The following is a 13,042-nucleotide window of genomic DNA, read 5'->3' as shown; positions in this document are numbered from 1 at the left end:
TCAGCTCCCATTCGTCCGGGTCACCGGGTGGTCGATGGTGGCGGGATCGGCCGCGCCGGCCCTGGCCCGCCGGGCCTCGATGCCGAGCAGGTCGTCCGGCGGGGCGTCGGGCACCTCGTCGTCGAAGCGGGCCAACACCCGGGTACGCAGCGACACCACCGCGGTCAGCCCGATGCAGAGCCCGAGCACGACGTAGAGCAGGCCGATGCCCCGACCGGGTCCCACCCCGATCACCGCGCCCACGGTCGGGGCCAGCGCCCCACCGGGCTGCAACAGCGGCTCCACCCACCTGGTCGCCAGCGGGGCGATCACGCCCCAGCCCAGTGGCAGCGTGGACCAGGCCACCATCTGGTTGAGGGCGAACACCCGGCCGTGGAACTGTTGCGGCACCTTGGTCTGCACGATCGTGGCGTAGATGCCGTTGACGATGCCGAGCGCGAGGTACATCCCGAACGCCCCGGCGGCGACCACCGTCACGTCGGCCCGGATCCCGGTGACCGCACAGGCGACCGCCAGGACCGTGGTGCCGATCAGCACGGCCCGCATCCGGTGGTGCCGGGGCCCGCCCCAGATCAGCATCGTCAGCCCGCCGGCCGCCCCGCCGAGCCCGCCGACCAGGGCGATCCGGGCCACCTCGGGCAGTTCGGCGAAGCCCAGCACCAGCGGGGAGAGCAGGAACAGCGCCGGGAAGAGGAAGAGGTTGAGCAGGGCGAAGAAGACCAGCATCGCCCGGAACTCGCGCCGCTGCCACGAGTAGCGCAGCCCGTTGGCGATCTCGGCGCCGATGCCCTCCCGGCGGCGCAGGGCCATCGTGTCCGGGAACCGGATGGCGAGCACCACCACTATCGCGAAGGCGTACGCGACCACGTCGATGACCAGGATGCCGCGCAGCCCGACCGCCTCCAGCAGGGCCACCGCGATCAGCGGCACCATGAACTGGGTGAGCCCGGTGGCGGTCTGGGCCACCCCGTTGGCGTGCCCGAGGTAGCGCTTCGGCACCAGCTGCGGTACGGCGGAGACGAACGCCAGCCGTTGGAACGCCAGTGCCACCGAGAGCCAGCCGACCAGCGCGTAGAAGTGCCACCCCTGCGCCCGGTCGGTGAAGAGCAGGGCGGCGACCACCAGCTTGGCCCCACCGGCGGCGCAGCAGGCCAGCAGGATGATTCGGCGTCGGCTGGTGCGGTCGATGAGCGCTCCGGCGAGCGGGGCGACGAGCAGGCCCGGCACCAGGCCCAGCACCGCGAAGAGGGCGAACCGGACCAGCGACCCGGTGTCGAGGTAGATCCACAGTGGCAGCGCGAAGTTGGTCAGCGCGGTTCCGGTGATGGTCGCGATCTGGCCGACCGCGACCAGGGCGAACCGGCGGATGCTGGGCTCGGGGATCCGAGCCGGTCGACCGTCCCCGACCGCCGCCGACACCCCGTGTTCCGGTGTCGCCCCTGGTGGCGGGGTCGTGGCCGGGGCGGCGAACCGGCCGCGCCGGGAGACGGCGCCGAGCTGCCAGCCCGGATCCACCCCGGGCGGTACGGCACCGGTCGGCGGCGGCTCGTCCAGCCGTCGGTCGACCGTGGTGACGATCTCGGCCAGCTCGGCGGCCCGGTACTTCAGGAAGTAGTGGCCACCCTCGTCGATCACCGCGAGTGCGGTCCGGTCGCTGAGGAAGTGCCACTCCCGGAACCGTTCCTCGGCGTACTCGGTGCCCCGGTCGCGGTCGCCGACCACCGAGACGATCGGTGCCCGCAGTGGGGCGACGCGCCGGTGAACCAGGGCGGTGAAGTAGTCCTCGGAGACCCGCGCGTCGTGCCGCATCGCCCGGATCAGGAAGGCGGCCTGGTCCGGATCGAGCGCCCCGATGTCGGCGCCCTGGGCCTGTAGCCAGGTGCGGTAGATCCGGTCGCTGCGGATCCGTTCGGCCAGCCGCAGGCGCAGCAGGGGCCCGAGCACGCCGCCGACCGGCCGGGCGAACGGGAACACCCCGCCGAGGTAGAGCGCGTCGAGGTCACGCCCGGCGGCTTCCAGCAGCCGGGCGATCTCGACGGCCAGCGCGCCGCCCGGACCGCAGTGGCCGTACAGGGCCAGTGGTCCTTCCACGGTGGACATGATCTCGTCCGCGACCGCGCGGGCCACCTCCGGGATCGGCCTCGGGTCGTCGTCGAGACCGATGTCGTGCCCCGGCAGGGCGACCGCGTACAGGCGGTGCCCGGCCGGCAGCGCGTCGGCCAGCGGTTGGTAGACCACCGCGCTGCCGCCGCCGTACGGCACGCAGACCAGGGACCGGACCCGTGCACCGGCCGGCACCGGCGGGGTCAGCTCGTGCAGCAGCCCACCGGGGTCGCGGGTGCCGCCGGTGACCAGTTCGGCCAGCTCGCGTACGGTCCGGTGCTTGAACAGGTCCATCACGGTGATCGCCGGGACCGGGCCGGCGGCGGTGTGTTCCGGCAACTCGCGGCGCAGTCGGGCCACCACCCGGGTGGCGAGCAGCGAGTGTCCACCGAGGTCGAAGAAGTCGTCGGTGGCGCCGATCCGGTCGAGCCCGAGCACCTCCTGCCAGACCGCCGCGATGGTGGTCTCGACCGGGCCGTCCGGCGCGGTGTGCGTACCGGTTGATTGGTCTTGGCCGGGTGCGGGCAGGGCGTTGCGGTCCACCTTGCCGTGGTCCTGCAACGGCAGCCGGTCCAACCAGATGTAGCGGTTCGGGATCATGTACTCGGGCACCCGGTCGGCCAGCGCCCGCCGGATCGTCGCGGGGTCGCTGTCGTCGCCGCCCGGCCGCCGTTCCAGGTAGGCCACCAGCCGGTCGTCGCGGAGCAGCACGGCCGCCTGCACCGCGTCCGTCCGCTCCCGCAGGGCGGCCTCGACCTCGCCCAGCTCCACCCGGTAGCCGCGCAGTTTCACCTGGTGGTCGCCCCGCCCGAGGAAGACCAACTCGCCGTCGGCCCGCCACCGGCCGAGGTCACCGGTGCGGTACAACCGGCCGCCGGGCGGCCCGAACGGGTCGGCGACGAAGCGTTCGGCGGTGCGCGCCGGCTGGTTCAGGTAGCCCCGGGCGAGCCGGTCGCCGCCGAGGTAGATCTCCCCGGTGGTGCCGACCGGCACCGGACGCAACCGGTGGTCGAGCAGGTAGACCCCGGCGTACGGCAGCGGGCGCCCGATCGGCGCCGGCCCCGGTCCCGTGTCGGTCGACGTGATCCGGTACGTGGTCACCCCGACGGTCGCCTCGGTCGGACCGTAGTGGTTGACCACCGTGGCCGGGCCGGTGGCGAGCCCGGCCGCCCAGGCCAGTTCGGACGACTCCCCGCCGAGCAGCAGCGCGCGCCGGGGCAGCAGCGCGCCGGTGGGCACGTCGGCGGCGAGCGCGGCCAGGTGCGACGGGGTCATCTTCAGGTAGTCGATCCGGTGCTCGCGCAACTCGTCGGCGAGTTCGGCCCCGGTGCACCGACGCGGCACCAGGTGTACGCACCCACCGGTGGCCAGGGCCAGGTAGAACACGGTCACGCTGAAGTCGAACGACATCGACTGGAGCAGTGCGTACCGGGCGCCGGGCGCGACGTCCAGCCGGGCGGCGATGCCGTCGAGGTAGTGCCGTACCTGGCGGTGGGCGACCGCCACCCCCTTCGGGGTGCCGGTGGAGCCGGAGGTGTAGATGACGTAGGCGAGGTTGTCCGGACCCGGCCCGCCGGGCGGCGCGTCGTCGGGTTCGGCGGCGATCTCGGCCCGGAGCAGGTCCAGACAGGCCAGCGGGGCGTCGGTGACCGGGGTCAGCCGGGGCCGCAGGGCGGTGTCGGTGAGGATGATCGACGGGCGGGCGTCGGCGAGCATGGTGGCCAGCCGGGCCGCCGGTTGCTCGGGGTCGAGCGGCACGTACGCCCCACCGGCCCGGAGCACGGCGAGCAGTGCCACGGCCAGGTCGACCGACTGTTCGAGGCAGACGCCGACCAGGGACTCCGGACCGACGCCGTGTTGGCGCAGGAACCGGGCCAGCCGGTTGGCCCGCCGGTCCAGGTCCCGGTAGCTCACCGAGTCGGCGCCGCAGACCACCGCTGTCGCGTCCGGTGTGTCGGTCGCGTGCGGGGTGACCAGGTCGGCGAGGGTCGCCGGACCGGCCGGTGCCGAGCCGGGCGGCGGCGGTGCGGCGCCGAGGGCCAGCACCCGGTCGCGTCCGGCCGGGCCGAGCAGGTCGAGGTCGACCAGCGGTACGTCGGGCCGGGCGACCGCCGCGCGGAGCAGGTTGCGGTACTGGTCGGCGAACCGGGCGACGGTCTCCTGGTCGAACAGCGCGGTGCTGTAGAGGATGCTGCCGCGTATCCCGTCGGCGGCTTCGGACAGGTAGACCGCCAGGTCGAACCGGGCGGCGCTGATCCCGGTGCCGAAGCTCTCGCTGACCAGGCCGGTCGGCCAGCCCTGGCCGCCGCGGGCGTAGTTCTGCAACGCGAACAGCACCTGGAAGACCGGTGCCCGACTGACGTCACGCGGAACGTGCAGCTCCTGCACCAGCCGCTCGAACGGAATCTCCTGGCGGGTCAGGGCTCGGATGGCGGTGCCCCGGGTGCGTCCGAGCAGGGTGGCGAAGCTCGGTTCGTCGACCGCGTCGCCGTCGGTGCCGGGTTGCGGCGAGAGGTCGGCGCGCAGCGCGAGCGTGTTGACGAAGAGTCCGATCAGGCGTTCCAGCTCGGGGACCACCCGGCCGGCGACCGGTGAGCCGATCGCGAAGTCGCGCTGCCCGGACTGGCGGAACAACAGCGCCTGGAGCCCGGCGAGCAGCGTCATGTAGAGCGTCGCCCGCCCCGACCGGCCCAGCCGGCGCAGTCCGCCGGTCAGCTCGGCGTCGAGGGTGAACCGGTACGTCGCCCCGGCGTGGTCCTGTTCGGCCGGTCGGGGACGGTCGGTGGGCAGCTCCAGCGGTGGTACGCCGGCCAGCGCCTCGCGCCAGTGGTCGAGTTGGCCGCGTACGGTCGGGCCGTCGACGCGTTCGCGCTGCCAGGCCGCGTAGTCGCCGTACCGGACGGTGGGGGCGGGCGGCAGCGGTCGGCCGTCGACGTGGTGGGCGTAGTGCGCGGACAGTTCGCCGAGCAGCAGGTCGAACGACCAGCCGTCGGTGACGATGTGGTGGGTGGCGAGGTGCAGGACGTGGTCGTCGTCGTCCAGCCGGATCAGCAGCGCCCGGAACAGGGGCGCGGTGCCGAGGTCGAACGGCTGCCGGGCCGCCTCGGCCACCAGCGTACGGGCGTGCTCCTCGCTCACCGCGTCCGTGTTCAGCAGCGGCACGGTGACCGACACGGCCACTTCGACCGCCGGGCTGCCGTCGGCGGTCTGGGTGAACCGCATCCGCAGGCTGTCGTGTCGGGCCGCGACCGCGTCGAGACAGCGGCCGAGCAGACCGGGGTCGAGCGGCCCACGCAGACGCACCGTGCTCGGGATGACGTAGGCGGCGCTGCCGGGGCGCAGCTGCTCCATGAACCAGAGCCGTTCCTGCCCCAGGGAGAGCGGGGCGGTGCCGCCGGCCAGACGAGGGATCACCGGCGGCGGGGCCGCCACCGGCCGTACGGATAGGTCGACCTCGGTCACGCGGTGTGCCTCACTTCGCCGAAGACGCCAGAGGGCCTCCCCGTGTCGTGGCCGCATCCTCGGTCTGTTGTGGTCGGTCTGTGGTTCGCCGTGCCGTTGCTCAGTGTTAGGTCGGCGTTCCGATTCGCAGTGTGCCCGGTGTGGCCGGTGGCGGGGATCGGCCGAACGGAGCAGCGGATTGGGACCGAAACACCGATGCCCTCCACATAGGACGAACTCACCCAGGAATGCGCTTTCCTTGTGACCCGTGCCCGAGCAGGCGATCGACGACCGTCGGGCGGGCCCGGCCGCTGGCGCTACCATCTGGGACCGGATGATCTGGAGGAGCGCATGAGGCGGATGGCGGTGCCGGTCGGCTCCGAAACGGAGCACCGGGTGGACGCCGAGTTCCACGGCGGGGCGGCGCGGACCGCGCCGGTGACCTGGGGACAGCGCGCCATGTGGTGGACCATGGACGACTTCCGGTCGCGCAACAGCTTCCTCAACCTCTGCCGGGTGGTCACCGTACCGCGCCGGTCGCCGGGGGATGTGCCGGCCGTGGCCGCGGCGATCGGCACCCTGGTCGGGCGGCACGAGTCACTGCGGACCCGGGTACGGCTGCACGACGGCGACCTGTGCCAGGAGTCGTCCGGTTCGGGGCGGCTCCCGCTGCTCGTGGTCGACGCGGACGACGCCGCCGAGCGGGCCGGGGACCCCGCCGGGCGTACCGACGACGACGGTGCCGGCCTTGCCGCGCAACTGGGCAAGCGGCTGGGCGACGCCCCGTTCGACCACACGGGGGAGTGGCCGCTGCGGGTGGCCCTGGTCGTGGTCGACGGCCGGGTACGCCGGATCGTGCTGGTGTTCAGCCACTCCACGGTCGACTTCTACGCCACCGAGACCGTGCTGAAGGACCTGCGGCTGCTGCTCGTACGCGGAGGTGTCGACGCCGCACCGGGCTTGCAGTCGATCGACATCGCCCGGCGGGAGGCCCGGTCGCAGCAGACCCGATCCGACCGGGCGATCTCCTACTGGACGAAACAGTTCGCCCGGCTGCCGGCGGGCGGGTTCGCGTCGACCGGCCCGGCGCATACCCCCCGCTACCGGGTGCTGTCGATGGTCTCCGAGGCGGTCGACCTGGCCAGCCGGATGATCGCCGCCCGGCACCGGGTCAGCACCTCCACCGTCCTGCTGGCGGCCACCGCCGCGCTCACCGTCGGCGGGGACGACGATCCCCGGTGCGGACTGGTCAGCATGGCGAACAACCGCTACCAGGCCGGACACGGCGACGCGATAGCCAAACTCAACCAGCTCGCCCTCATCGCCGTCGACCTGGCCGACCGGCCGACCTTCGCCGAGCTGCTGCCCCGGGTCGGGCAGGCCGCGCTGGACGGCTACCGGCACGCGTACTACGACCCACCGGCCAACCGGCGGGCGTTTGCCGACCTGGGGCTGGACTACCTCACCATGCTCGGCCCGTACTGCCTGGTCAACGACGTCCGACTGCCCGGCGACCCCGGTGCGGCCGGGCCGGACCTGGACGAGCGGGCGCTGCGCTCGACCCTCGCCCGGACCGCGCTCACCTGGTCCGAACCGGCCCACAAGTTCGTCTGGCGATGCCGGTTGCAGCTGGTCGACGCGCCCCGCGCGGTGGGCCTCGTGCTGACCCTCGACACCTGTTACCTGCCGCCGGACCGGGCCGCAGCGCTGCTGCGCGGCATCGAGGAACTGCTGGTCCGGGCGGCGGTCGGGGAGGTGCCCTGGCCCTGGCGCCCCGATGGTCGAGCCGACCAACCCTGAACCGGCCCGCTCACTCCAGGAACCGGTCCGCCACCACCGCCGGATAGGTTGAACCGATGCATGATCGTTTCGGGACGGGCTCCGGTCGGTCGGGTGGGCCGGCGGTGGCGGGGCCCGAACCGGTGCCGACGACGCCCCGGCCGCCGGTGACGATCCGGTCCCTCGGACCGACCGTCTACCTGCCGACCGTCATCTACAGCGTCGGGCAGGGCGCGGTCGCCCCGGTGATCGTGCTCTCCGGCACCGCCCTCGGCGCCTCGGCCAGTGCCGCCAGCGTCCTGGTCGGCCTGATCGGCGTCGGGCAGATCGTCGGCGCCGTACCGGCGGGCGCGCTGATCGCCCGGATCGGTGAGCGGCCGGCGATGCTCTGGTCCACGGCGCTCGTCATCCCGGCCCTGCTGGCCTGCGTCTTCGCCACCTCGGTGTGGACGCTCGGGATCGCGGTGGCCGGAATCGGGCTGGTCGGCGCCGTCTGGGGGGTGGCCCGCCAGGCGTACGTCACCGAGGTGGTGCCGTACGAGTTGCGGGCCCGTGCCCTGTCTACCCTCGGCGGCGCGGCCCGGATCGGGGCGTTCGTCGGTCCGTTCGTCGGGGCGGCGGCGATGACGCTGGTCGGCACCGACGGCGCGTACTGGGTACACGTGGTCGCCGCGACCGTCGCGGTGATGGTGCTGCTGGTCCTGCCCGCCCTGTCGGTCGACCGGGCACCCGGAACCGCCCCGACCAGGGTCCGTACGCTCGCCGTGGTCCGCGACAACCTCGCGGTGCTGCGGACCCTGGGCCTCGGGGTCCTGCTGGTCGGCGCCATGCGCGCGTCGCGGCAGACGGTGATCCCGCTGTGGGGCGCGCACCTCGATCTGGACCCGGCCACGCTCAGCCTCGTCTTCGGCGTCTCCGGCGCCGTCGACATGCTGCTGTTCTATCCGGCGGGCCGGATCATGGACCGGTGGGGGCGGCGGGTGGTCGCCGTACCGTCGATGTTCCTGCTCGGGCTGGCGCACGGGCTGCTGCCGCTGGCGACGACCGTGGTCGGCCTCGCCGCGGTGGCGATGCTGATGGGGCTGGGCAACGGCCTGAGCAGCGGACTGATCATGACTCTCGGGGCGGACGTGTCACCGGTGACCGGCCGGGCGCAGTTCCTCGGCGCCTGGCGACTCTGCGCGGACCTCGGCAACGGCGGCGGACCGTTGCTGATCGCCGCGGTACTGACGATCGGGCCGCTGACCGCCGCGGTGCTCACCATGGCCGGGGTGGGCGCGGCGGCGGTCGCGGTGCTGCACCGATGGACACCGCGAGCGGCGGCGGTCGACTAGGTTGCCCCGTAGTCGTCGGTGAATCCGCCTCGCGTCGTAGCGGCCGGGACGGGCATGCCGAGCCGACGACCTACGGGGGAGGCGTGGCGTGAGACGTGACCGTGCGGTGTTCCGGGCCCGACCAGCGGTGGCCGGGATGGTGCGGGCCCGACGACTGGCGGTGGCCGTACTGGTGGCCGCCGCGCTGGGCGGGGCGGGCTGCGGTGACCGGGACGACCCGGGCCCGGACCGGCAGGAGCGGGTCGAGCAGGCATTCGAGCGGTACGCGGACGAGGCGGTCGGGAAGGAGCGGGTGTCGGCGGCGGCGCCGAACCGGCACCTGCTCGCCGGCAGCGACAGGCTCGCCGGCGGCACCGAGGTCACCCTCTGGGTCAGCGATCCCGCGACCGGTTCCCCGGTCGACGCCCGGTGCTACTACCTGGACCTGGAGGACCGGGGTGGCTGGGTCAGCGGGTTCGGCGGCTGTGGTGGCGCCGACGACCAGGTCACGCTCAACCGCAACAGTGAGATCGTGTTCGGCACCGTCGGCCGGTGGCCGGCGAGCACGGTACGGATCAGCCGGGGCGGACCGCCGACCGACGTCACCGTGACCGGCGGCTGGTTCCTGGTGCCGCAGTCGCTGACCGGTGAGGCCGACGGCAGCTACTCGATAGTGCTGGTCGGCGCCGACGGCGGGACGCTCTGCGTGGTGCGGAATTTGACCCCACCGGCGAGTGTCACGCCGGTGACCTGAGCCATCCCGCCCAGGTCACCGCCGAGGTCGGGGAACCCCCTGTGCGAGGATGCGCCGGTGCGCGCGGTGGTGTTCGACGAGTTCGGTGGCCGTCCCGAGGTCCGTACGGTGGCTGACCCGTCGCCGCCGGTCGACGGTGTAGTGGTCCGGGTCGAGGCGACCGGGCTGTGTCGCAGCGACTGGCACGGCTGGCAGGGCCACGATCCGGACATCCGGCTGCCGCACGTGCCGGGTCACGAGTTCGCCGGAGTGGTCGCCGAGGTCGGCGCCGGGGTGTCGGGCGTACGGGTGGGTGACCGGGTCACCGCCCCGTTCGTCTACGGCTGCGGCCGCTGCGCGGAGTGTCTGGCCGGACAGCAGCAGGTGTGCGCGTTCCAGACCCAGCCCGGCTTCACCCAGTGGGGCTCGTACGCCGAATACGTGGTCGTCGACAACGCGGCGGTCAACCTGGTCGCGCTGCCCGACGAGGTGGATTACCGGGTCGCCGCCGCGCTCGGCTGCCGGTTCGCCACCGCGTTCCGGGCGGTGGTCACCCAGGGGCGGGTGGCGGCCGGTGAGTGGGTGGCGGTGTTCGGCTGTGGCGGGGTGGGCCTGTCGGCCGTCATGGTCGCGGCGGCGAGCGGGGCCCGGGTGGTGGCCGTGGACCTGGCCGAACCGGCGCTGGCCCTGGCCCGCGAGTGCGGCGCCACGGCCACCGTGAACGTCGCCGGACTGGCCGGGCCGGTCGAGGTGGCCACGGCCGTACGCGACCTGACCGGCGGCGGCGCGCACCTGTCGGTCGACGCGCTCGGCAGTCACGACACCTGCGTGGCGGGCATCCGGAGCCTGCGGCGGCGGGGCCGGCACATCCAGGTCGGGCTGCTGCCGGCCGTACTCGGCGCACCGGCGCTGCCGATGGACCTGGTGATCGGCGCCGAACTGGAGGTACGCGGCAGTCACGGCATGGCGGCGCACGCGTACCCGGCGCTGCTCGGCCTGATCACCGGCGGGGTGCTGGACCCATCCCGGCTGGTCACCGGGGCGATCGGCCTGGACGCGGCCCCGGCGGCACTGACCACGATGGACCGTCCCGGCACCGCCGGGATCCGCCTGATCGAGCCAGGGGCGCGCGCATGACGACCGATTGGACGATCGAGGTGCGGCCGTGGGACGACCCGGCCGGCGTGGCCCTGCGGGCTCGGCAGGAGGTGGAACTCGACGCCCGCTACGGCATCGAAAACCCCGAACCCGGTACGCCACCGTCGGTCGCCGACGTCGCCCACTTCGTCGTCGCCGTCGACCCCCACGGCCGGGCCGTCGGCTGCGGTGCCCTGCGGCAACTCGACCACGGGTCGGCGGAGATCAAACGGATGTACGTGGACCCGGTCGCGCGCGGCTCGGGTGTCGCCACGGCGGTGCTGCGCGCACTGGAGGCGGCGGCGGTCGAACGGGGCTGGTCGACGCTGCGGCTGGAGACGGGCACCCTCCAACCGGACGCCCGGCGCTTCTACGAGCGCGAGGGCTACCGGCACATCGACGCCTTCGGCAGCTACGTGGGCTCGGAGCTGTCGGTCTGCTACGAACGCCGGCTCGTCACCCCGGACCGGCCCGCCGACCGGTGACAGGACCCGCGCGTTCCACGGTGAAGTGAGCGCGTCCGGGTACGGGCAGGCGAGATCGTTTACCGGATGGCAATCTGTGCGACGCGGGCCCACAACAGCCGGGCCGTGTCCTTCTTCGAGATCAACAACGTCTTGATCTCCATACCGCGCCCGGCCCACCAGCCGGGCGCGGCGACTACCGAAGGGTCGTACAGGTGCGTCAACCCCTTGCGCTACTCCGGCCGCGACGCTCGTCCCGGCTCGCCCTGCTCACCGGGGCCGTCGTCGTCGTCGCCGCGCTCGTCGCCACCTCGGTCAGCACTCCCACCGAGGCCACCAGCCGGCAACGGCCGTTCCCGATCGACCTGGAGCGCGCCACCATCCCGGAGCTGAACGAGGCGCTGAACGCCCAGCGCATCACCTCCGTGCAGCTCGTCGAGGCATACCTGGAACGGATCCGGGCGCTCAACTCCAACGGCCCCGGCCTGAACGCGGTCCGGGTGCTCGCCAAGGACGCCGTCGACCAGGCACGCGTCGCCGACCAGGACCGGCGCAAGGGACGCACGCGCGGCCCGATGCACGGCATCCCCGTCCTCGTGAAGGACAACATCGATGTGAAGGGCCTGCCGACCACGGCCGGCGCGCTGGCGCTCGCCGACTCGCGTCCTGGTAAGGACGCCTTCCTGGTGACCCGGCTGCGTACCGCCGGGGCGATCATCCTGGGCAAGACCAACCTGACGGAGTTCGCGAACTTCACCACCAACGGCATGCCGTCCGGCTACAGCGGGCTCGGCGGTCAGGTGCTCAACCCGTACGACGTGAGCCAGACTCCGAGCGGCTCAAGTTCGGGCTCCGGTGCCGCCGCCGCTGCGGCGCTCGCCGCCGTGACCATCGGCACCGAGACCTCCGGCTCGATCCTCAGCCCGTCGGCGGCGAACTCGCTGGTCGGGGTGAAGCCGACGGTCGGCCTGGTCAGCCGTACCGGAGTCGTCCCGATCGCGGCCAGCCAGGACACCGCCGGGCCGATGACCCGTTCGGTGTACGACGCCGCCGCGCTTCTCACCGCGCTGACCGGCATCGACCGGGAGGACCCGATCACCTCCACCAGCAGCGGCGTGGTCGGCACCGACTACACCCGCGCGCTGTCCACCACCGCCTTGCAGGGCAAGCGGATCGGGGTGGCGAGCGCGCCGACCGGCAACCAGGGCGTGCTGTTCAACGAGGCGCTGGATGTGATTCGGGCCCAGGGCGCCGAGGTGGTGCCGGTCACGGTCAGCACCGGTGGCCTGCCGCCGGGCATCCTCGACTACGAGTTCAAGCGGGACCTGAACGCCTACCTGGCCCGGCTGCCGCAGAATGCCCCGATGGACACCCTGGACGACGTGGTCCAGTACAACCTGGCGCACGCCGCCGAGGGCACCATCAAGTTCGGCCAGACCCAGCTCGTCACCTCGAACAGCATCGACCTGACCGACCCGGTCGCCAAGGCCGCGTACGAGACCAACCGTGACACCGGCATCGCCGGCGCGCGGGACCGGATCGACTCGGTGCTGCGGGCGCAGACCCTGGACGCGATCGTCTTCGTCGGTAGCGGTTCGGCCGGCATCGGCGCCCGTGCCCAGTACCCGTCGGTCGCCGTCCCGATCGGGTACGACCCGGCGAACGGTCGCCCGGTCGGGCTGTCCTTCCTGGGCACCGCCTACACCGAGGCGTCCCTGCTCGCCTTGGCCTACGACTACGAGCAGGCGTCGAAGAAGTGGCTGCCGCCGTCGCAGGTGAACCCGTCGCTGTTCCGGTGCAGCCCGCTGGAGGGCCACAGTCCGGGCTGCGCCCCGTGACCTGACCACGGTCGCCCCACCCCGGCCCCGTCGACACCCACCGGTGTCGGCGGGGCCGTACCCCATCCGCCCCGCCCCCACCCGCCAAGATCCGCGCACTTTCTCTGAATGAGTGGCCAACTCGCGTCGGATAGCCACTCATTCAGAGAATGTGTGGCTATCCGGACGGTGGGCAACACGTTCTTACACCTTTCGTAAGGGGCCACGGGGTGGACCGCGTCACCTGCCACAAGG

7 protein-coding genes are annotated in these 13,042 nt (G+C 73.1%); 6 read left to right on the top strand and 1 reads right to left on the bottom strand.

From position 1 onward, the window contains the following. Positions 1 to 5,565 (bottom strand): non-ribosomal peptide synthetase/MFS transporter, encoded by a 5,565-nt coding sequence (locus OG792_RS17580; RefSeq protein WP_329110896.1) that lies wholly within the window; start codon positions 5,563 to 5,565, stop codon positions 1 to 3. Between the two features lie 330 nt (positions 5,566 to 5,895). Between OG792_RS17580 and OG792_RS17575 the strand changes: the two genes are divergently transcribed. The 6 genes from OG792_RS17575 (at position 5,896) to OG792_RS17550 (ending at position 12,808) form a co-directional block, all read left to right on the top strand. Next, on the top strand, positions 5,896 to 7,344 hold the full coding sequence (locus tag OG792_RS17575; RefSeq protein WP_329110894.1) for a condensation domain-containing protein: 1,449 nt from the start codon (positions 5,896 to 5,898) through the stop codon (positions 7,342 to 7,344). Between the two features lie 56 nt (positions 7,345 to 7,400). Continuing rightward, positions 7,401 to 8,657, top strand: coding sequence for an MFS transporter (locus OG792_RS17570; RefSeq protein WP_329110893.1), 1,257 nt, complete (start codon positions 7,401 to 7,403; stop codon positions 8,655 to 8,657). An 88-nt stretch (positions 8,658 to 8,745) separates the two neighbouring features. Then, positions 8,746 to 9,390, top strand: coding sequence for a hypothetical protein (locus tag OG792_RS17565; RefSeq protein WP_329110891.1), 645 nt, complete (start codon positions 8,746 to 8,748; stop codon positions 9,388 to 9,390). A 57-nt stretch (positions 9,391 to 9,447) separates the two neighbouring features. Continuing rightward, complete coding sequence (locus tag OG792_RS17560) at positions 9,448 to 10,506, top strand: zinc-dependent alcohol dehydrogenase family protein (protein ID WP_329110890.1); 1,059 nt, start codon at positions 9,448 to 9,450, stop codon at positions 10,504 to 10,506. After that, complete coding sequence (locus OG792_RS17555) at positions 10,503 to 10,991, top strand: GNAT family N-acetyltransferase (protein WP_329110889.1); 489 nt, start codon at positions 10,503 to 10,505, stop codon at positions 10,989 to 10,991. The genes OG792_RS17560 and OG792_RS17555 overlap by 4 nt, the downstream gene beginning before the upstream one ends. A gap of 194 nt (positions 10,992 to 11,185) precedes the next feature. Beyond that, positions 11,186 to 12,808 carry an amidase family protein gene (locus OG792_RS17550; RefSeq protein ID WP_329110888.1) on the top strand — a complete coding sequence of 541 codons (1,623 nt, stop codon included), beginning with the start codon at positions 11,186 to 11,188 and terminating at the stop codon, positions 12,806 to 12,808. Positions 12,809 to 13,042: the final 234 nt, after the last annotated feature.

This window comes from Micromonospora sp. NBC_01699 (genome assembly GCF_036250065.1).
Lineage (GTDB): Bacteria > Actinomycetota > Actinomycetes > Mycobacteriales > Micromonosporaceae > Micromonospora_G.
This window is presented reverse-complemented; position numbering and strand designations above follow the sequence as displayed.

Coding starts and splice junctions, on each gene's coding strand:
- OG792_RS17575 (WP_329110894.1), top strand. CDS start 5,896: ATGAGGCGGATGGCGGTGCCGGTCGGCTCCGAAACGGAGCACCGGGTG.
- OG792_RS17570 (WP_329110893.1), top strand. CDS start 7,401: ATGCATGATCGTTTCGGGACGGGCTCCGGTCGGTCGGGTGGGCCGGCG.
- OG792_RS17555 (WP_329110889.1), top strand. CDS start 10,503: ATGACGACCGATTGGACGATCGAGGTGCGGCCGTGGGACGACCCGGCC.